The sequence below is a fragment of the Streptomyces sp. NPDC091377 genome, from assembly GCF_044757045.1.
In the GTDB taxonomy this organism is placed as follows: domain Bacteria; phylum Actinomycetota; class Actinomycetes; order Streptomycetales; family Streptomycetaceae; genus Streptomyces.
This window is the reverse complement of sequence record NZ_JBIVUE010000009.1, coordinates 151,931-172,649: the sequence shown is the minus strand read 5'-3', so window position 1 is coordinate 172,649 and position 20,719 is coordinate 151,931. Positions and strand designations below refer to the sequence as shown.

Annotated in this window: 17 protein-coding genes; 12 read left to right on the top strand and 5 right to left on the bottom strand. The window is 73.2% G+C overall.

Annotation, left to right across the window (positions count from 1 at the left end):
• The first annotated feature begins 55 nt into the window (after positions 1 to 55).
• From ACIQNG_RS21440 to ACIQNG_RS21390, 11 genes are all read left to right on the top strand, one after another.
• Positions 56 to 1,213 (top strand): sensor histidine kinase, encoded by a 1,158-nt coding sequence (locus ACIQNG_RS21440; RefSeq protein ID WP_401486943.1) that lies wholly within the window; start codon positions 56 to 58, stop codon positions 1,211 to 1,213.
• A gap of 94 nt (positions 1,214 to 1,307) precedes the next feature.
• Entirely contained in the window at positions 1,308 to 1,976 is a 669-nt protein-coding gene (locus ACIQNG_RS21435; protein WP_401486941.1) for a response regulator, read from the top strand.
• Positions 1,977 to 2,114: 138 nt separating this feature from the next.
• Positions 2,115 to 4,313 carry an MMPL family transporter gene (locus tag ACIQNG_RS21430; protein WP_401486939.1) on the top strand — a complete coding sequence of 733 codons (2,199 nt, stop codon included), beginning with the start codon at positions 2,115 to 2,117 and terminating at the stop codon, positions 4,311 to 4,313.
• A gap of 624 nt (positions 4,314 to 4,937) precedes the next feature.
• Complete coding sequence (locus tag ACIQNG_RS21425; protein ID WP_401434823.1) at positions 4,938 to 6,017, top strand: ABC transporter substrate-binding protein; 1,080 nt, start codon at positions 4,938 to 4,940, stop codon at positions 6,015 to 6,017.
• Positions 6,014 to 6,865, top strand: a complete 852-nt coding sequence (locus ACIQNG_RS21420; protein ID WP_401486937.1) for an ABC transporter permease — start codon at positions 6,014 to 6,016, stop codon at positions 6,863 to 6,865. The genes ACIQNG_RS21425 and ACIQNG_RS21420 overlap by 4 nt, the downstream gene beginning before the upstream one ends.
• On the top strand, positions 6,841 to 7,659 hold the full coding sequence (locus tag ACIQNG_RS21415) for an ABC transporter ATP-binding protein (protein ID WP_401486935.1): 819 nt from the start codon (positions 6,841 to 6,843) through the stop codon (positions 7,657 to 7,659). Before ACIQNG_RS21420 ends, ACIQNG_RS21415 begins: the two co-directional genes overlap by 25 nt.
• Positions 7,656 to 8,996, top strand: a complete 1,341-nt coding sequence (locus ACIQNG_RS21410; protein ID WP_401486933.1) for an LLM class flavin-dependent oxidoreductase — start codon at positions 7,656 to 7,658, stop codon at positions 8,994 to 8,996. The genes ACIQNG_RS21415 and ACIQNG_RS21410 overlap by 4 nt, the downstream gene beginning before the upstream one ends.
• Positions 8,993 to 10,252, top strand: a complete 1,260-nt coding sequence (locus ACIQNG_RS21405) for a vanadium-dependent haloperoxidase (RefSeq protein WP_401486931.1) — start codon at positions 8,993 to 8,995, stop codon at positions 10,250 to 10,252. Before ACIQNG_RS21410 ends, ACIQNG_RS21405 begins: the two co-directional genes overlap by 4 nt.
• Before the next feature lie 111 nt (positions 10,253 to 10,363).
• Entirely contained in the window at positions 10,364 to 10,837 is a 474-nt protein-coding gene (locus ACIQNG_RS21400; RefSeq protein WP_401434835.1) for a carboxymuconolactone decarboxylase family protein, read from the top strand.
• 310 nt (positions 10,838 to 11,147) lie between these two features.
• Positions 11,148 to 11,513 carry an RNHCP domain-containing protein gene (locus tag ACIQNG_RS21395; protein WP_401486929.1) on the top strand — a complete coding sequence of 122 codons (366 nt, stop codon included), beginning with the start codon at positions 11,148 to 11,150 and terminating at the stop codon, positions 11,511 to 11,513.
• A gap of 23 nt (positions 11,514 to 11,536) precedes the next feature.
• Complete coding sequence (locus ACIQNG_RS21390; protein WP_401434840.1) at positions 11,537 to 11,962, top strand: RNHCP domain-containing protein; 426 nt, start codon at positions 11,537 to 11,539, stop codon at positions 11,960 to 11,962.
• Positions 11,963 to 12,108: 146 nt separating this feature from the next.
• Here the strand turns inward: ACIQNG_RS21390 and ACIQNG_RS21385 are convergent, their stop codons facing one another.
• The 5 genes from ACIQNG_RS21385 to ACIQNG_RS21365 all read right to left on the bottom strand — a co-directional run bounded on the left by ACIQNG_RS21385 (position 12,109) and on the right by ACIQNG_RS21365 (position 16,654).
• Positions 12,109 to 13,365, bottom strand: a complete 1,257-nt coding sequence (locus ACIQNG_RS21385) for a cytochrome P450 (protein ID WP_401486926.1) — start codon at positions 13,363 to 13,365, stop codon at positions 12,109 to 12,111.
• A gap of 121 nt (positions 13,366 to 13,486) precedes the next feature.
• Complete coding sequence (locus ACIQNG_RS21380) at positions 13,487 to 14,260, bottom strand: peptidoglycan DD-metalloendopeptidase family protein (protein ID WP_401486924.1); 774 nt, start codon at positions 14,258 to 14,260, stop codon at positions 13,487 to 13,489.
• 71 nt (positions 14,261 to 14,331) lie between these two features.
• Positions 14,332 to 15,207, bottom strand: a complete 876-nt coding sequence (locus ACIQNG_RS21375; RefSeq protein WP_401486923.1) for a C40 family peptidase — start codon at positions 15,205 to 15,207, stop codon at positions 14,332 to 14,334.
• 95 nt (positions 15,208 to 15,302) lie between these two features.
• Complete coding sequence (locus ACIQNG_RS21370; protein ID WP_401487156.1) at positions 15,303 to 15,854, bottom strand: RNA polymerase sigma factor; 552 nt, start codon at positions 15,852 to 15,854, stop codon at positions 15,303 to 15,305.
• A 140-nt stretch (positions 15,855 to 15,994) separates the two neighbouring features.
• Positions 15,995 to 16,654, bottom strand: coding sequence for a M15 family metallopeptidase (locus ACIQNG_RS21365; RefSeq protein ID WP_401434849.1), 660 nt, complete (start codon positions 16,652 to 16,654; stop codon positions 15,995 to 15,997).
• Between the two features lie 475 nt (positions 16,655 to 17,129).
• On the opposite strand from ACIQNG_RS21365, the gene ACIQNG_RS21360 reads away from it, so the two are divergent.
• Positions 17,130 to 20,480, top strand: coding sequence for an AfsR/SARP family transcriptional regulator (locus ACIQNG_RS21360; RefSeq protein ID WP_401486921.1), 3,351 nt, complete (start codon positions 17,130 to 17,132; stop codon positions 20,478 to 20,480).
• The last annotated feature ends 239 nt before the right edge of the window (positions 20,481 to 20,719 follow it).

The window sequence follows — 20,719 nt, the reverse complement described above, 5'->3', positions numbered from 1 at the left end:
GGGTTCCGACTGCGGGAGGAAGGCGCAGGTCAGACGGGCGACCTACGCTGAGCCCATGGTCTCCGACGCCCTGTCCAGGCTGCATCGCCGGCTGCTCACCGCCCGCCACAGCGACACCGCGCTCGCCGTCGGTCTCTTCGTCCTGATCGGCCTCGGCAGCCTGCGGTCACTGATCGGTCCGTCCGACGAACCGTGGAGCGCCGTCGTGATCAGCTGGCTGCTGATCGCCGCCTCCTGCGGCGCGCTCCGGTTCCGCCGCCAACGGCCCGTCGCCGTCGCCGTCCTCGTCCTCGTGGCCTGCGCGGCGTACTACCTGACCAGCACGTACGACGGACCGCTGCTGGTCGTCGCGGTCGTCGCCCTCTACACCGTGGCCGCCGAGGGCCATCTGACGGCGGCCGTCACCCTGGGAGCGGTCGCCGTCGGCAGCACCGCCCTCGGCACCCTCGCCGGCAACGACGACGTCACCGGCGTCGCCCTGTTCATGCTCACCGGCTGGATCGTCGGCATCGTCGCCCTGGGCCGGCTGCGCCACAACCGGCTGATCTACACCCGGCAGGTGCAACGCCGGGCCGTCAGCGAGGAACGGCTGCGGATCGCCCGTGACCTGCACGATGTCATCGGCCATCACATCTCCCTGATCAATGTGCAGTCGTCGGCCGCACTGCGCCGGCTCACCCGCCACCCCGACACCGGCGCCGCCCAGGCCGAGCAGGCGCTCGCCGCCATCAAGGACTCCAGCCGCGAGGCCCTGCGCGACCTGAGGGCCACGCTCGGCGTGCTGCGGCAGGCGGGCGAGTCCGCGCCCACCGCCCCCGCGCCCGGCCTCGCCCGCATCGACGACCTCGCCCGGTCCGCCCGCGGCGCCGGACTCGACGTACGGGTCGAGTCGGCGGGGGAGCGGCACGCCCTGCCCGCCGAGGTCGACCTGGCCGCCTACCGGATCGTCCAGGAGTCACTGACCAATGTCACCCGGCACGCCCGCGCCGCCGCCGTCGTCATCCGCATCGACCAGCGGCCCGGCGCACTGCACGTGGAGATCGAGGACGACGGCCACGGCCCCACCCCGGGCTCCCACGGCACCGGCATCAGCGGTATGCGCGAACGCGCCCGAGCCCTCGGCGGCGCACTCTCCACCGGCCCCGGCGTCCACGGCGGCTTCACCGTCCGGGCCACACTGCCGTACACCCCGCCGACGGCGACCGGGCCGTAGCCGACCCCCGCGCCCCCTCCCCGCGTCGCCCCGCCCGATCCGTCATCATGGGCGAAGGCCCCCGTCCCCGTTCCGATCGGAGCACCCCACCCCCATGATCAAGGTCCTGCTGGCGGACGACCAGCGCCTCGTGCGTGCCGGGTTCCGGTCGATCCTGGAGGACGAGGAGGACTTCGACGTGGTCGGCGAGGCGGGCGACGGGGACGAGGCCGTCGCCCGGTGCCGGGAACTCGCCCCGGACGTGGTGCTCATGGACATCCGCATGCCCGGCACGGACGGCCTGGAGGCGGCCCGCAGGATCGCCGGGGACCCGCGCCTCGCGGCGGTGAAGGTCGTCATCCTGACCACCTTCGACCTGGACGACTACGTGTACGGCGCGCTGCGCGCCGGGGCCAGCGGCTTCCTGGTCAAGGACACCGAACCGGAGGAACTGATCCAGGCGGTACGGGTGGCCGCGCGCGGGGACGCGCTGATCAGCCCGGGCATCACCAGGCGGCTGATCGCCGAGTTCGCCGGGCGGGTCAAGGTGCCCGAGCCCAGCCCCCGGCTCAACGCCCTCACCGAACGCGAACGTGAGGTGATGCGCCTGGTCGCCCAGGGCCTCACCAACGACGAGATCGCCGCCCACCTGGTGCTCAGCCCCGCCACCGCCAAGACGCATGTCAGCCGCATCATGACCAAGCTCGACGTCCGCGACCGCTCCCAACTGGTCGTGCTGGCCTACGAGTCGGGCATGATCACCCCCGGCTGGCTCGGCGGCTGACGGCGGTTCCGCCCCCGGGACCCGGTGGGCCCGCAACCCCGGGCGTACGCCCGCCCCGCCGTCCGCAACCACGGGGGTAGCCCGGTTGTCCCCCGCAGGCCGACGCGGGGAGCCCCCGTCGCTCCCGAACCTGTCGGCATGAACGCACACGCACCGTCCGGCACGGACCACCGCCGGGGCCCCGGCCATCCCCAGGACGGACCGCCGCCCGGCGCGCGCGGCGGCGTCCTCGCCCGGCTGGCCGGCTGGTCACAGCGGCGGCGCTGGGCCGCCGTCCTCCTGTGGGTCCTGGTCGTCGTCGCGATCACCGCAGGATCCCAGGCGGCGGGCAGCGCCTACCGGAACGACTTCTCGCTGCCCGGCACCGACTCCCAGGCCGCCACCGACCTGCTGCGCGAACACGGCGCCGCCCAGGCCGGGGGCAGCGTACAGATCGTCCTCCAGGACCCGGCCGGGGTGGCCGACGACCGCTCCGCCGTCGAGACCATGCTGGCGACGGTGCGCGGCCTGCCCGGCGTGGCCGAGGTCCGCAGCCCCTACGAGGACGCCGCGGCCGTCTCCGAGGACGGCACCGTCGCCTACGCGACCGTGACCCTCGACGGCACGTCGGAGGAGGTGCCGAAGGACGACGTCACCCGCGTCATCGCCACCGCCCGAGGCGCCGCGGGCGACGGCCTGCGCGTCGAACTCGGCGGCGAGGCCGTACGCGGCGCCGAGGAGGGCGAGGGCGGGGCCGCCGAAGGCGCCGGCATGCTCGCCGCGCTCGTCGTCCTGGTGCTCCTCTTCGGCTCCCTGCTCGCGGCGGCCGTCCCCCTGGTCACCGCCCTGTTCGCGGTCGGCGGCGCCGTCGGCCTCATCGCCCTGGCCTCGCGCGTCTTCACCGTCGCCGACTTCACCCCGCCCATCATGATGCTGGTCGGCCTCGGCGTCGGCGTGGACTACGCGCTGCTGATCTTCTACCGCTACCGGCACGAGATCACGGCCGGATCCGACCGTGCCACCGCGACCCGCACCGCGCTGGACGCCGCCGGCCGCACCGTCGTCTTCGCCGGGTGCACGGTCGTCATCGCCCTGCTCGGACTGATCGCCCTCGGCCTCGGCTCCCTCCAGGGCGTCGCCCTGGCCGTCGCGCTCACCGTGCTGGTCACCCTGGCGGCCTCGCTGACCCTGCTGCCCGCGCTGCTCGCCCTGTTCGGCCGCCGGATCGAGCGGCACATCCACAAGAAGGCCGCGAAGGCGCGGGCCAAGGGCCGCCACGAGGGCGCCGGATGGCGGACCTGGGCCACCGCCGTACAGCGCCGGCCGCTGCCCGCGCTGCTCGCCACGGTCATCGCCCTGCTCGCCCTGTCGGCCCCCGCCCTCGGGATGCGCCTGGGTTTCGCCGACGCGGGCAACGACCCCACCACGACCACCGGCCGGCAGGCGTACGACCTGCTCGCCGACGGCTTCGGCCCCGGCTTCAACGGCCCGCTGGTCGTCGTGGTCGACGGGGGGACCGCGGACGCCGCCGCACAAGTGCGCACCACCCTCGCGGACACCGAGGGCATCGCCGCCGTCAGCCCGCCCCTGCCCACCCGTGACAGCGCCGTCTCCACCCTCATCGCCTACCCGGACACCGAGCCCCAGGACGAGGGCACCACCGACCTGGTGCACCGGCTCCGCGACGCGGTGCTGCCCGGCCTTGAGGAGCGGACCGACGCCACCTGCCTCGTCGGCGGCTCCACGGCGGCCACCCAGGACTTCTCCGACGCGGTCTCCGCCCGGATGCCGCTCTTCGTCGCCCTGGTCGTCGGACTGTCCGCGCTGCTGCTGATGGTCGTCTTCCGCTCCCTGCTCATCCCGCTCAAGGCGGCCCTGCTCAACCTGCTGTCCATCTCGGCGGCCCTCGGCGCCATCACCCTCGTCTTCCAGCACGGCTGGTTCGGCGTCGAACCGGGGCCCATCGAGGCGTTCATCCCCGTCATGATCTTCGCCATCGTGTTCGGGCTCTCCATGGACTACGAGGTGTTCCTCGTCTCCCGCATCCACGAGGAGTGGGAACACACCAAGGACCACGCCGGGGCGGTACGGGAGGGCCTCGCCGCGACCGGCCGGGTCATCACCGCCGCCGCGGCCATCATGATCGTGGTGTTCGCCGCGTTCGTGCTCAGCCCGAGCCGGATGCTCCAGCAGTTCGGGCTGGGCCTCGCGGTGGCCGTGCTGCTCGACGCCGTGCTCATCCGCTGCCTCATCGTGCCCGCCGTGATGCAACTGCTCGGCACCCGCGCCTGGTGGCTGCCGCGCCCCCTCGGCCGGCTGGTACCGAAGGTGGCGCTGGAGCGCCCCTCCACCGACTGACCGGCCCGCACACCGCACCCCACCGGCCCGGCACCCGGCCCCACCGGCCCGGCACCCGGCCCCACCGGCCCGGCACCCGGCCCCACCGGCCCGGCACCCGGCCCCACCGGCCCGGCACCCGGCCCCGACGGGACCGCCGCACCTCACCCCATCCCACCCCATCCCACCGGGACCGCCGCACCGCCCCACCGGGCACCGCGGCGGTCCCGTCGTCCTTCCCACCCGCAGCGCCCGCCCGCCGCCCTCCGACGCCCGCCCGCCGCCCTCCGACGGCCGCCCGCCCGTCCATCCGGCCGGACGGCCATTGTTACGGAAGCATGGCGCCGCCACGAAGCTGTCATTGCAGAATCCCTCCTTCAACTCCCGCTTCTTGACCGGAATTTGCCCCACGGATAGCTTCATGCGTATGCGGAAGCCCCGGCAGTTCAGAAAGCGGCCAGTCATCGATCTGATGCGTGTCGCCACTGCCGTGTGTCGTTGAGCCGTCCGGCCGCCACCCCCACCGCCTTTCGTCCGGCTGCTTCTCAGGCAGTCCTGGTGCTTCCCCTTTCGTATCCCTTTCACCGCCACTGAATTTCCCCCCGGTTCCCAGGGCGGTTTCCCGATTTCCCGTGAAGGCCCTTCATGACCTCTCGCACACGCATGCCCGGAATCCGTCGAGCGGCCGTCCTCGCCGCCCTCACCGCCCTCCCTCTCACCCTCACCGCGTGCGTGGAGAATGCCGCGTCCACCGCGGGCAGTGAAGACGTCTCCGCCGAGAAGATCCCGGCCACCGTCTCCTCCGGCACCACCCTCACCGTCGGCGCCCCCGACCTCAAGGTCGCCCTCGAACTCTCCGGGCAGATCGACGACCTGCCCTTCACCGTGAAATGGGCCAACATCAGTGGCGGCCCCCAATGCTCGGAGGCGTTTCGCGCCGACGCCCTCGATCTCTGCTCGGCCGCCGAGATCCCCTCCATCAACGCCCACTGGACGGGGCTCGACACCAAACTCGTCGCCGGCCGATTCCGCGCGGACCCGATCAAGAACCCCATCTACGAACTCGGCATCGCACCCGACGCCGACATCGCCACCCTGGAAGACCTGCGCGGAAAGAAGATCGCCTACAGCCCCGGACAGGCCCAGGGCGCCCTCGTCCTGCGCATTCTGGAGAAAGCCGGACTCACCCAGGACGATGTGGAACTCGTCGAGATCGCCAGCACCGGCGACGTCTATCCCACCGCCCTCGGAAACCATCAGGTCGACGCCGCCCCGCTCGGCGATGTGAACATCAAGCGCTATCTCACCAAGTACGGCGGCGACGGCGGCACCACCATCCAGCACGGACTGCGCGACGACCCGGCCCACCTCTGGGCCCTCACCGAGTCCGTCAGCGACCCGCAGAAGGCCGCGGCCACCAGGGAACTCATCGAGTTCTGGGCCCGCGCCCAGATCTGGATCGACGAACACCCCGAGGACTGGATCGAGGGCTACTACGTCAAGGACCAGGGACTCAGCCCCGAGGACGGCGAGTACCTCGTCCGGCGCAACGGCCACCCCGACATCCCCGCGGACTGGACCGCCGTCATCGAACGCCAGCAGCAGACCATCGACCTGCTGGCCCGGGAGCAGGACCACGAATCCTTCGACGCGGAGATCCTCTTCGACCGCCGCTTCGAATCGGTCGCCGCCGACGCCCTCGCCGCCGAAGGGACGACACCATGAGCACCACGGCCTACGAGAAACAGACGGCCCCCGCGGCCCCCACCGCCCGCCCGGCCCCCGTCCGCCTCGGCCGCAGGCGTCTGGGCCCCGGACGCCCCGTCCCCTACGGCTGGGCCGTCGGCCCGCTCCTGCTCCTCGCGCTCTGGGCGGCCGGCTCCGCCCTCGGCCTCCTCGACCCACGCAGCCTGCCCGCGCCCTGGACCATCGCGCGGACCTCCGCCGACCTGCTCGCCGACGGCCGCCTCCAGTCCCATCTGGCCACCTCCGCGCAACGCGCCCTGCTCGGCCTGCTGTTCGGAGTGGCCGCCGGACTCGTCCTCGCCGTCCTGTCCGGCCTCAGCCGTGTCGGAGAGGCGGTCATCGACGGCCCGGTGCAGATCAAACGGGCCATCCCCTCCCTCGCCCTCATCCCCCTGCTGATCCTCTGGTTCGGCATCGGCGAGACGATGAAGGTCGTCACCATCGCGCTCGGTGTGCTCGTGCCCGTCTACATCCACACCCACAACGGCCTGCGCACCATCGACAGCCGTTACGTCGAACTCGCAGAAACGGTACGCCTGTCCCGGCTCGGCTTCGTCCGCCATGTCGTGCTCCCCGGCGCCCTGCCGGGCTTCCTGCTCGGCATGCGCTTCGCGGTCACCGCCGCCTGGCTGGCCCTGGTGGTGGTCGAGCAGGTCAACGCCACCAGCGGCATCGGCTACATGATGGAACTGGCCCGCACCTACGGCCAGACCGACATCATCCTCGTCGGACTCGTCGTCTACGGTCTGCTCGGCCTCGTCTCCGACGCCCTCGTCCGGCTCGTGGAGAGGAGGACCCTGTCATGGCGCCGCACCCTGGCGGGCTGACCACCGCGGAGGACCGCACCACCGTCACCGCCCTCGTACGGTCTTTCGGGGCGCGTACGGTGCTCGACCGACTGGACCTGTCCATCGCCCCCGGCGAGTTCGTCGCCCTCCTCGGCCGCAGCGGCTCCGGCAAGAGCACCCTGCTGCGGGCCCTGGCCGGGCTCGACCACGACGTCACCGGCAGCGGCGACCTCACCGCCCCCGCCCATGTCTCGGTCGTCTTCCAGGACGCCCGGCTGCTGCCCTGGAAGCGGCTGCTCGACAATGTCGTCCTCGGTCTGACCGGCCCCGACGCCGAGCATCGGGGCAGGGCCGCGCTGGCCGAGGTGGGCCTCGCCGGACGCGAACGGGCCTGGCCCGTCGAACTCTCCGGCGGTGAACAGCAGCGCGTCTCCCTCGCCCGCTCCCTCGTACGGGAACCACAACTCCTCCTCGCGGACGAGCCGTTCGGGGCGCTCGACGCCCTCACCCGGCTCCGGATGCACACCCTGCTGCGACGGCTGTGCGCACGGCACCGGCCCGCCGTGCTCCTCGTCACCCACGACGTGGACGAGGCCATCGCCCTCGCCGACCGGGTCGTCGTCCTCGACCGGGGCCGGATCGCGGCCGACGAGCCCGTCACCCTGCCCGCACCACGACGCCACGGCGACACCGGGTACGCCGCCCTGCGCGGGCGCCTGCTGAACCACCTCGGAGTGGATCCCGTGGACCTCACGGACCTCACGGACCTCACCGAACGCACCGGCCCCGCGCCCGACCGTACGCGACCTCCCGAGAGGAGCGGCGCCGCATGACGTCCCGCAAGCTCCGGCTGAACCTGTTCATCTACCCCGGCGGCCACCACGAGGCCGCCTGGCGGCACTCCGGCACCGACCCCGGACGACTCCTCGACATCGGCCTCTACCAGGACCTCGCCCGCCGCGCCGAACGGGCCGCGTTCGACGCGGTGTTCTTCGCCGACGGACCCAGCCTCGCCGACAACGTCCGCTACGCCAGCCGGTTCCGCCTGGAACCCTTCACCTGGCTCTCCGCGATCGCCGCCGCCACCGAACGCATCGGCCTGATCGCCACCGCCTCCACCACCTACACCGAGCCCTACAACCTGGCCCGGCTCTTCGCCTCCCTCGACCACCTCAGCCGGGGCCGGGCGGGCTGGAACATCGTCACCACCGGAGCCCCCCAGGCCGCCGGGAACTTCGGCCTGGACGCCCACCCCGTGCACGCCGAACGCTACGACCTTGCCCGGGAGTTCGTGGACGTGGTGACCCGGCTGTGGGACAGCTGGGAGGACGAGGCACTCGTCGCCGACCAGCGCAGCGGACTGTTCGCCGACACCGACCGCATCCACGAGATCGACCACAGCGGCCCCCACCTCAAGGTGCGTGGCCCCCTCAATCTGCCCCGCTCCCCGCAGGGCCGCCCGGTCTACGTCCAGGCCGGGTCCTCCGACGACGGCCGCGCCTTCGCCGCCGCCCACGCCGAGGCCGTCTTCACCGCCCACCAGACCCTCCGCAGCGGCCAGGAGTTCTACGCCGACGTGAAGGCGCGCGCCTCGGTCCTGGGCCGCGACCCCGGCCGCCTGCTGGTGCTGCCGGGCATCAGCCCCTTCATCGGATCGACGGAGGCACAGGCACGCGCGCTGCACGAGGAGTTCAACGACCTCACCCAGCCCGACTACTCGCTCCAGCTCCTGCACCGGCTCCTCGGGCTGCGTCTGAGCGCCGCCGAACTCGACGGCCCCGTACCGCGCCGGCTCATCGAGACCGGCGGCGAACGCGGCAACGGCAGCCGCTTCCGACTGGTCCTCGACATCATCGAGCGCGAGGAGCCCACCGTCCGGCAACTGCTGCACCGCCTCGCCGGAGCCCGCGGCCACCGGGTCGTCGCCGGGACACCGGAGCAGATCGCCGACCAGATCCAGGAGTGGTTCGAGCACGGCGCCGCCGACGGGTTCAACATCATGCCGCCCTGGCTGCCCGGCGGCTTCGACCTCTTCGCCGACCAGGTCGTACCGATCCTGCGCTCGCGCGGCCTGTTCCGCACCGCCTACGACGGCACCACCCTGCGCGACCACTACGGACTGCCCAGACCCCGCGCCACCGCCCCCACCTCATCCAAGGAGTACGCGTGAGCCAGCCCGGACCCCGCCCCACCCGCCGCACCGTCGTCGCCCTGGGCGCCACCGCCGTCCTCGGCACCCTCGCCGGGACACCCCAGGCCGCCGCGGCCACCCCCGCCACCCGGGCGTCCTCCACCGACACCGTCCTGACCTGGTACGACGCCACCGCCGCGACGCTCGCCGCGGCCGGTGCGACGACCCAGGTCACCAACAGCCGCACCTGGGCGATCGGTTGGCTGGCGGCGGCCCGCGCCGCCCGCGGGGTGCCGGGCGGCACCGACCGCGCCGCCTTCCGGGCGGCGGCCGTCGCGGCGGCCCTCCACCACACCCTCGTCACCGTCGCCCCGACCCGCGCCGAGCATCTCGACGCCACCCTCCGCCAGACCCTCGCCGCCCTTCCGCCCGGCGACTCCACGGACGCCGGCCTCGCGGCCGGCCGGCGCGAGGCCGCCCGGGTCCTCGACTCCCGGCAGGGCGACGGACTGGACCCCGCCACGGTCAACGCCCCCTACCCCGTGCCCGCCCCGGCCCCCGGCCGCTGGCAGCCCACCCCGCCCGCCTACGGCCCCGCCGTCCAGTACGGCAACCGCCTCGCCCGCCCCTTCCTGCTCACCTCCCCGAGCCACTTCCGGCTCGGCCCGCCGCCCGCCCTGGACTCCCGCCAGTACGCCACGGACCTCGCCGAGGTACGGGCGTACGGCGCCCTGGACAGCACCGTACGCACCGCCCACCAGACGGAGACGGCGAACTTCTGGTACGGCTCCTCCCTCACCCTCTACACCGAGCCGCTGCGCGTCGCCCTCGACCGCAGCGGCCAGGACACGGCGGAGCGGGCCCTGAGCGTCGCCCTCTTCCACATCGCCCTGGTCGACACCCAGATCGCCACCTCGGACACCAAGTACGCCTACGAACGCTGGCGCCCCGTGACCGCGATCCGCACCGGGGTCATCGCCTCCGACCCGGCGTGGACCCCGCTGCACACCACGCCCTCCCACCCCGACTACCCCAGTGGTCACAACACCTACTCGGGAGCGGCGGAGGCCGTCCTCGCGAACCGCTTCGGCGCCCGCACCGCGCCCTTCCCGCTGACCAGCCCCACCGCACCCGGGGTGACCCGGACCTACACGACGTGGAAGCGGCTCTCGGACGAGAACGTCGGGGCACGGATCTTCTCCGGCATCCACACCAGGTCGGCCGACGAGGCCGGGATCCGGCTGGGCAAGCGGGTGGGCCGGTACACGCTGGAGCACATCGGCGACCTGCTGTGACCGGGGCGGGCGCGTGACCCAGGTCACGCGCCCGCATGTCACATCGCGCCGCTCGGACGCGTCAAAGGTGTGTACCCGCCAAAAGCACCCATTGAGGCAGAGGAGCACACCATGGACCCCCGTCTGAATCTGATGGCCGTCCCGTCCGCCGAGACCTTCCTGAAGCGCATCCACGCGGCCGGGAAGGAAGTCAGCGACTCGTCGCTGTCCGACGTCGTCCAGGAACTGGTGAAACTGCGCGCCAGCCAGATCAACGGCTGCGGCTTCTGCACCGACATGCACACCAAGGAGGCACTGGAGGCCGGTGAGACCCAGACCCGCCTCAACCTGGTCGCGGTCTGGCGCGAGGCCACGGTCTTCACCGAGGCCGAGCGCGCCGCCCTGGAGCTGACCGAGGAGGGCACCCGGATCGCCGACGCGGCGGGCGGCGTGTCGGACGAGGTGTGGGCCGCCGCGCAGAAGCACTACGACGAGGAGCAGCTCGCCGCGCTCGTGGCGCTGATCGCCATGATCAACGCCTATAACCGGCTGAACGTCATCGTCCGTCAGCCGGCCGGCTCCTACGTCCCGGGCATGTTCGGCTGACCAGGGACGACCGACGGGGACCGGGCGCAAGGGGCCCGGCGGGAGCCCGGCGGAGATCCGGAGACAAATGCTTTGACGCCCCCGAGTGCGACCCCGTTATCGTGGGGGCGTTCCGCACCGCAGTCGACCGGGCCCCACGGCCCCAGTGAGGGTGTTTTATGACCCGGCCCGCGCCGAGCGCGCCTCGCCGTACCGCGTAATCGTCCGACGCCCCGTGCCGCCATCCGGCCATGCACGCGGCTCCGTCCCGTCGAGGCCGCTCGGCCTGCTCTTGCTGTCATGACTCATCTCTCAGCAGGGAGCACCCCGGGTGTCCAGCAACACCTCTCACAACACTCTGAAGATCGACACTTTCACCTGCGCGTGGTGCGGACTCACCGTGTCCGCGGCCTCCGGTGACGGCACACGGCGCAATCACTGCCCGTCGTGCCTGCACTCCCGGCATATCATCGACCATGTCGAGGGCGGCGCCACCGACTGCCACGGCCGGATGGCCCCCATCGCCATCGCGGTGCTGCGCACCGGCGACTGGATGGTCATCCACCGCTGTGTGCAGTGCGACGAGCTGACGTCCAACCCCGTCTGCTCGGACGACAACCAGCTCATCCTGATGCGGATGGCCGTACGGCCACTCGCGCAACCGCCGTTCCCGCTCGAAGCGTTCGGCACCCTCTGACCGCCGGTAGGAGGGAACGCACCATGCCACGACGCACTCGTCAGCGCGGGGACGGAAAGCCACGCCGCCCCCAGCGGCACAAGACCGTCCTGCACACGCAGGGCGGACACCGGGCCAACGACTTCCGGTGTGTGGCCTGCCGGCTGGACGTCTCCGCGGACGCCCCCGGCACCGCCCACCGCAACCACTGCCCGTACTGCCTGGCCAGTCTGCACGTCGATCGCCGGATCCCCGGCGACCGGGCCTCGCAGTGCCGGGGCCGGATGGAGGCCCTCGGCATGTCGGTACGGCCGGACGGCGAATGGATGATCATCCATCAGTGCCGGACCTGCGGTGAGCTGAGCGCCAACCGCATCGCGGGGGACGACAACGCCCTGTCGCTGGTCCGTCTCGCCGTACGCCCGCTGAAGTCCACGGGAGTCGCGCACCGCGCACTCCTGACCCTGTGACGGACGCGGGCCCCGGCACCGCATGAACACCCTCGCGGGCGGCCCCCCTTCGGGAGGGACCGCCCGCGAGGGCATCGCCGTACCCGAACGGCGCCCTCGCCCGATCGGGCGCGCCGTTCGGCCGGCGCTCCCCGGGTGATGGACCGTCAGGAGGCCATCGGCGCGGAGGGCTCGGCGGTGTCGACGGCGACCGTGCAGTGGCGGAGTTCGTAGCTCTCGATGCCGTCGATGAAACCGACCTGGGGCGGGGCCGTCATCCGTACCCCTGGCAGCGCGAACAGCCTGCTCAGGAACACGTCCGTCTCCAGAAGCGCCACATGGAGTCCCGGGCACTTGTGCGGGCCGTCACCGAAGGAGAGCCCCGGGGCGCCGGCGCCGTCGCCCATGGGGCGGCCGGGGCGCACCCGGTCGGCGCCCGGTCCGACGGTGCGTTCGTCGAGGTTGACCCGGTCGACGAGGATCTCGATACGTTCCCCGGCCGGTACCGTCACCGCCCCGCCGCCGTCCCCGGGCAGATCGAGGGGACCGGTGGTACGGCGGCTCAGCCGCCCGATGACCGGCTCCAGACGCAGGATCTCGCCCAGCAGGTCGAGCCGGCCCCGCTCCTCCAAGGACCGGTAGTGCGCCAGAAGCCCGGGTTCCGAGAACAGATGCCACGCGGCGGCGCTGATGAACTCACGGGTGGTGACCATCCCGGCCGCGGCGAAGGTGAGGCACTCACCGAGAACCTCCTGGGCCGAGCAGCCCTCGTCCAGGAGATGCGAGATGAGGTCGTCACGCCGCTCACGGCGGCGGGCCCGCACGGCGGGGCGTACATCACCGAAGTAGATCCGCAGCCAGTTGGTGTTCTGCCGGACCATCCAGCGGATGCCGTGCAGGCTGGTCAGCCCCGGTGTGCCGAACTCCTCCGGGAAGAAGCGCTCCAGACGCCGCTTGATGCCCGGCTTGCTGTCGGTCAGCCCGATGACCGCACAGGCGACCTCGATGGCGAGATCGAAACTCAGATCGGACAACCGGGCCTGACGGGCCGTCCGGAGCTGATCGAGCCGGGCCTCGGCGACGCGCACCATGAGGTCGCGGTAGTGCTCGTGGACCCGGCGCGGGGTGAAGAACCGGGACGTCTGCCGCCGGTGCTCACGGTGTTCGGGCCCGTCCCGGTAGAGCACCGGACGCCGGATGCGGGCGGGCAGCTTCTCGACCGTCTCGATCCCGAGCCCGGCCTGCACGGTGGCGGTGCTGCGCAGCACCGTACGGGCCTCGTCGTAGCCGCTCACCCGCCAGACGCCGTCGGCGCCGCGGGAGACGGGACAGCCGTCGGCCACCGCCGTCTCCCGCTGGATCCTGCGGCACCCGTACTCCCGGTTCCCGTGTCCCTCGCCGACCCCACCGCCCACGAGCGGCACCTCCGTCTCCGTGACCCGTCCCGGCGGGCGCCCGCGACCGCGCGCCCCCGCCGGGTTGCACCGGGTTCCTTCCCGCCGACGGAGCCGTGGATGCGGGCGACCGGCGGACGGCGGGCGCGGGTCAGCAGGTACGTACCCCCGGCAGCCAGGCGTCCGGGTGGTCGATGTAGATGTTGCTGATGTAGCCGCCGAGCGCGGGGATGTACGCCCAGGCGTCGTTGCTGTGGCCCTCGGCGTTGACCAGGTCGCCGCGCTTCTGGCACTCCACCTGGACGGCGGTCGGCCCGCTCAGCGTCCGCACGACCGAGGCGTTCAGCCGGGCGTCGGAGCGGACCCGCACACTGGTGCCCCAGGTGGTGAAGTTGGTGCCGGGCGTACCGCCGCCGCCCGGGGTGCACGGCAGCCCGACCCCGCGCGCCGACAGATACGGCACCGGGTCCATGCCGCGGGTGCTGGAGGTCGAGCTGTGGGCCTCGAAGTGCAGGTGGTTGCCGGTGGATTCGCCCTCGGAGCCCATCCGCGCGATCAGCTGACCGCTGCCGACCCGCTGGTTCACGGAGACGAGCCGCTCGTACATGTGGCCGTACTCGGTGACCGTGCCGTCGTCGTGCCGGATGCGGATCCACTGGCCGTAGCCACTGGCGGGCCCGGACGCGATGACCGTGCCGGGACCGGTCGAGTGGATCGGCGTACCGCGGTTGTTGGCGATGTCGACGCCGTCGTGCCCGGAGTGCCAGCCCTGGGAGATCCGACCGGCGGCGGGGCAGGACCCGGCGTAGTCGGCGGGCCGGGCGGGGGCGGCCTCGGCGGCTCCGGCCGTGAGCGGGATCAGCCCGGTCGCGGCGAGAGCGGCGGTGAGCATCCCGAGCGACAGGGTGGGCTTGCGGACGCGCATGAGGGAACTCCTTCGTGGGGGTGGAGAGATGATCGGGGTCGGCTGTGCGGTGAGCGGGGGTGGCGGGTGGGTCAGCAGGTGGGGACGCCGGGCAGCCAGGCCGCCGGGTCGTCGATGTAGATGTTCGAGATCCAGGCCCGGTACTTCGGCAGATACGACCAGGCGTCGTTGCTGTGCCCCTCGGCCTCCACCAGCTCGCCCCGCTGCTGGCACCGCACGTCCACCGCCGTCGGGCCGGACAGCCGGGTCACGGGCGGCTGCCGGGTGCCGGCCTCCGGACGCAGACTGACGTCGGTGCCCCAGGTCATGAACCGCTTGGTGTCCTCGGGCGGCTGCTCACCACCGGTGATCCGCAGGGCGCCCGCGTACTGCGCGTTCAGCCGTACGTCGCTGACCATCACCCGCGTCCCCGACTCCCGCGCCTCCACCATCTTCCCGTCGCCGAGGTAGAGCGCGATGTGGTGCACGGAGCCCAGGTTGCCCGGATCGGACGCCCACAGCAGCAGATCGCCCGGCTGGAGCGGGCCGAGGCCCTGGCCCCGGTCGAAGCGGGCGGTGGCACCGCTCCACCGGGCCTGGTTCCAGGAGCCCTCCGGCAGCGCGATCCCCGCGCCCTGCCAGGCGGCGTACTGCATCAGGTGCGAGCAGTCGAAGCCCTTGACCTGGCTGTCGTGGGAGCCCGGGCCGCCGCCCGGATAGTCCTGGCCGTAGGTCGGCCCGTGGACGGAGCCGCCGCCCCACGAGTAGGGCACCCCGATCTGCGAACAGGCGGCGTTCACGATCGCCTGCGCGTCGGCGGGCGCGCTCGCCAGAGGCCGGCAGTCGGCGGCGGAGAGGGCCGGTGCCGAGGCCGGTGACACGGCGGCCACCGCCGTACCGGTACCGGCCGAGGTGGCGGCGAGCAGCAGTCCGGCTGCTGTCGCCAGAGTGCGGTGCGTGCGGCGCATTCGTTGCTCCCTGATGTGGTTCACGCGCTGTACGGATGAGGTCGACCGGAGGGAAGGAACGGGACCGGAGCCGAGGCGGTCCCGGAGGGCGCGGGTCATGCCGTGCGAGCCCGCCGCGCGGTCCCGTCCGCCTTCGCGGTGGGGACGGACGGGGTGGCCGGTTCGTATGCGTCGAGTGCGGCACGGATCTTGGCGAGGCCGCGCATCCGGTTGCGCTGGACCGTGCCCCGGTGCGCGCCGAGCCGTTCCGCCGCCATGTCGTGGGTCAGTCCCTCGATGTCCACCAGGATCACGGCCGCCGCCTCCTTCGCGGACAGCCCGCGCAGCAGCGCCGTGGCGACCGCCTCGGCCTCGCTGCCCGCGAAGCCGCCGTCCCAGCTAGGCTCCGGCAGCCGGTCGATGCTGCGCTCCTGACGTGAGGGGTGCCGCCACAGATCGCGCAGCAGGTTGAGCGCCGCCGCGCAGGTGTAGGCGTACGGCTGCCGCTGCCGCGCCAGGGTGTGGGCCCGCGCCCGGCGGGACAGCCGTAGATAGGTCTCCTGCACCAGGTCGTCGGCGTCGTACGGATTTCCGGTCAGGGCCAGCAGCCGGCGCCGCAGCCGGGGCATCGCGGTGGTGAACGCCTCGTCGAACTCGGCGACGCTCATGTGCTCGGCGGCGAAGGCCCTGCTGGTGCTGGTGCTGGTGTTCGGGCGGTGGGCGGTCGCGGACGACGTGGTCATCGTCGCCGCGACACAGTGGTTCTCCATGGTGTTCCCCGTGTCGTGTCCGATGTCGGACGGTGCCCCTAAGGGCGGCTGAGGGTGGTCGGTCCGTACGGGGCCGTCCGCGCCCGGGTCGTCAGCGCCCAGTACCGGTCCCCGTACGACCAGTGCCACCACTCGGTCGGGTAGTTGACGAATCCCGCCGCGGTCATCGCGTCGCCGAGCACCGCCCGGTGGGCGCGGGCCTCGGCGTCGAGGTCCGGCGCGGCGGTGCGGCAGCGGCCCCCGCTCTCCTCGGGCGTCGCGTTGACCTCGGTGCCGAGGGGGAGTTCCGTCCCGTCCTCGGCGCACAGCGTGAGATCCACCGCGCCGCCGCTCACGTGCGGGGCGACCTCGGGCGGCGAGATGTAGGCGCTGGCCAGCTCGCGTATGCGCGCGGGCGAGGCGTCGGGGTGCGCGGCCCGCAGGGTGGCCGCGTACTCCTCGAAGTAGCGGTGCTGGAGCGTGGGCGGCCGGAACCCCTCCACCACCAGGAGCCGTACGCCGGGCGGCAGCACGTTCTGGGCGAGCAGGAGCCGGTGCAGCACGCCGGCCCGCAGATGCGCGTACGAGCCGTCGCCGTCGGCCTGGCGGGAGTCCACCCGCAGCGTGGCGACCGCGCGGAGGTCGACCAGGGGTTCGCCGTTGTCGGAGACCGGGGTCGCGGCGACGCGGGGGTCCGAGAGCAGGATGATGTCCGTCACGCTCACCAGCGTGGCGGGGAGTTCTGCAAGAACGCTGCAGAACGGATGCAGGCCCGATCCGCCGCGCCGACGGGCGCTCTGCGGGTGTCTTTGGCCGCTTTCCGTCAGCGGCCGTCCGCCGAAATACCGCAGAAACGTTTTGTGCCCCGGTGCCGTGGACCGCGCTCGAACTCGGAGGGAATCCTCGAAACCCTCCGAACAATCCGGAATGGGGCCGCAACGGAACCAGGAGCGGGCTCCGGAGCGGCCCGGAGCGCGCTCATACAGCGGGGTGCCGACACCCGTCCCCAGGGCGGAAGTCGGACAGTCCCTTCATCGAATGGCGAGGAATTCCCACCGGACACCCAGCGTATTTCGGCCAACCGAGGTCCTTGCCGCGCCGCCGACAGCAGACGGGCAGCGCGGCGCGAGGCATGCCCGTCGGCGCGTGTCGGTATGTTGTCCCCTGATGCGGAACGTGAAATCGGGGGACACGATGGACGTTCGCCTTCTGGGTCCGGTCGAGGTGTCGAGCGGAGGACAGCGGATTCCGCTGAACGGCGCCAAACCGACGGCCATATTCGCCGCACTCGTCGTCCATCTCGGAGAGGTGCTGACCGCCGAAAGACTGGTCGACCTGATCTGGGAGGAGGAACCGCCCGCCACCGCGCGGGCGCTCGTCGCCTCGCACATCTCCGGACTGCGCCGCGCCCTGTCCGGCTGGGAGGGCGCCGACGCCGTCCGCACCCGCTCCCCGGGCTACGTCGCCGAGTTCCCGCCCGCCGCCGTGGACTCCCGGCGTTTCGAGCAGGCGTGCGCGGCCGGCCGGGCCGCCGCCCTCGACGGCCGCTCCGAGGAATCCGTCGACACCCTTCAGTCGGCGGTCCGCCTGTGGCGCGGCCGGGACGCCCTGGAAGGACTCGGCCAGAGCTTCGCCCGCGTCGAGGCCATGCGGCTGACGGAACTCCGTCTGGAGGCACAGGAGTTCCGCTTTGCCGCCGAACTGGACCTGGACCGCCGTACGGACCTCGTGGCCGAACTCGTCGCCCATGTCGCCGCCCACCCCCTGCGGGAACGCCCGCGCGGCCAGCTGATGACCGCGCTGTTCCGCGCCGGCCGGGTCGCCGACGCCCTGCGCTGCTACGACGAGGGCCGCCGACACCTCCGTACGGAACTGGGCCTCGACCCGGGCCCTGAACTGAGCGCCCTGCACCGCGCCGTGCTCCAGGCCGACACCTCGGTCCTGAGGGCGCCGGACCGCCGAACGGCGACGCAGGCACCCGCCCCCGCGCGGACCGTGACCTCGACGGGACCCTCGGCCGGTCCGCCACCACCCCGCCGTCCAGGCAACGCCCCGCCCGACGGCCCCGCCCGGCGCCCCGTACCCTCCCAACTCCCGCCCGACGTCGCCGACTTCATAGGGCGGGAGGCACAGATCAGCTGGGCGACCACCCTGCTGCGACAGGTACGCGACCCGCAGCGCACCGCGCCGCCGGTCGGGGTGATCTCCGGCCGGTCGGGCACCGGCAAGACCGCCCTGGCCGTCCACGTCGGCCACCGCACGGCCGCGCTCTTCCCCGACGGACAGCTCTTCGTGGACCTGCGCGCCGCCGACTCGGAGCCCGTACGGACCACGGACGCGCTCGCCCGGCTGCTGCGCGCCCTCGGTATCGACGCCGACACCCCGGCCCACGACGAGGAGGACCTCCTCGGCCTGTACCGCACCCACATCGCCCGCCGCCGGGTCCTGCTCATCCTGGACAACGCCGTCAGCGAGGCCCGGCTGCGCCCGCTGCTGCCCACCGGCGGCGGATCGGCCGTACTCATCACCGGCCGCCGTCGACTGGTCGCCCTGGAGGGCGCCGCCCACCTGGACCTGGGGGTGCCGTCCCAGTCCGAGGCGCTCGCCCTGCTGGCCCGGGTCGCCGGACCGACCCGCCCCGGCCTGGAGCCCGACCGGGCCGCCGAGATCGTCACCCTGTGCGGCCGGCTCCCGCTCGCCGTACGCATCGCCGGGGCCCGCCTCGCCGCCCGCCCCCACTGGACCCCCGCCCGCCTCGCCACCCGCCTCCAGGACGAACGCCGCCGCCTGGACGAACTACAGGCCGGTGACCTGGAGGTCCGCGCCAGCCTCGGCCTCGGCTACGCCGATCTCGACGCCCACGAACAGCGCGCCCTGCGCCGTCTGGCCCTGATGGACCTGCCCGACTTCGCCGCGTGGGTCGCCGGACCGCTGCTCGACGTGGCGGCGCACGAGGCGGAGGACGCCGTGGAGCGCCTGGTGGACTGCCACTTCGTGGAGGTCGTCCGCACCGACGAGACCGGCCGCACCCGCTACCGCATCCACGACCTGGCCCGCGAACACGCACGGGAACGGTGTCTGGCCGACGAGGATCCGCAGGAGCGGGAGACCGCCGTACGCCGCCTGGTCGCCCACTGGCTGGGCATGGCCAGGGACGCGGCGGCGCGCGGCCCGGGGGGCGCGGCGCGGCTGCTGCCGGGCACGGGACGGGAGGGGCTCTCGACGGGGGAGGGGTCGGGCACGGGACGGGAGGGGCTCTCGACGGGGGAGGGGTCGGGCACGGGACGGCAGGGGCTCTCGACGGCGGAGGGGTCGGGGGAGGTGGCGACGCCCTTGCCGCCTCCAGGTGCGGGAGCGGGCCCGCCGCCGGGGCCGATGCCGACGGTCAGGGCCGCCCCGGTGGCCGCGCCGGGGTCGGCGTACACGTCGGTGGGGGAGCCGGCCGCGTGGTTCGCCGCCGAGCACCGGTGTCTGCTCGCCGCCGTCACCCACTGCGCCGAGCACGGCATGCTGGACGCCGCCAGGGAACTCGCCGCCGCGCTGATGGCCGCTTCCGCCGCGCTCTACAACCGGTTCGACGCCTGGTCCCGGTCGCACCACGTGGCGCTGGACGCCGTACGCCGGGGCGGCGACACCGAGGGCGAGGCGTGGCTGCTCCACGGTCTCGGCCAACTCCGCCTGGAGCAGGACCGTCTGGACGAGGCGTACGACTTCTTCGCCGCCGCGCTGCGGCTGTTCGAGGAGCGGGCGGTGCGCAGGGGCCGGGCGGAGGCGCTGGCCGGGATGGGCGCGGCCCGCAGGGAGCAGGCCCGCTTCCAGGAGGCCCTGAACCTGCTGACCTCCGCTTTGGAGCACTACCGGGAGCCGGACGACCTCGTGTCCATGGCGCACGCCGCGTACGGCATCGGCTGTGTGCACCGGGACCAGGGTCGCTTCGAGGAGGCATGGGACGCCCTGTCCCGCTCGCGCCGCCTCTACGTCACGGCCCGCGACCGGCACGGTGAGGCGCTCGCGCTGCGCGCGCTGGGCCTGTGCCACCGGGCGCGCGGCGAGTTGTCGAGCGCGGAGACGCTGCTGCGCCGCTCCCTCGCGGTCTTCGAGGAGACGGGCGACACCTTCGGGGTCATGTACGCGAGCCAGTCGCTGGCCAAGGTGGAGTTCCGGCAGGGCCGGACGGTCGAGTCCCGGCGGCGGCTCGACCGGTGTCTGGAGATCACCCGTGAGCGCGAGGACCTGTTCGGGGAGGCCCTCGTCCTGCGCACGATCGGCGAGTGGCACCTCGTCGTGTCCGACTGGGACCGGGCCGCCGAGACCCTGCGGGGCGCCCTGCGCCTGTGGGAGAAGCTGGCACTGCCCCTGTGGCGGGCCCGCACCCTGCGCGACCTGGCCCGTGCCGAACGAGGCAGAGGCGAGGCGGAGGAGGGGCGGCGGCTGGCGCGGGAGGCGCTGCGGGTCTTCCGCGAACTCGGCAGCAGGGAGGCACGGGAACCGCTGGAACCGGTGGTGTCGGGGGGTCCCGGGGGCTGGGAGCACCCGGTCGGCTGAGTTCGGGGGCCCCGGGCATACGGCGGGACGGCACCGCCCGTCGACACGGTGGACCGCGCGGCACTCGCCGCCCGCGACGACCACCTGGAGGCTCCGGAATGACCACCACTCCACGGCACACGGACAGGGACAGGGACAGGGACACAGCCACGGGTACCGGCCCGCGTGGCACGGCGCGGAGGGCCGGGTCCAGCGCCGGACCCGGCGCTGTCGGCGCCCGGGTCCTGCGCTCGCTGGTG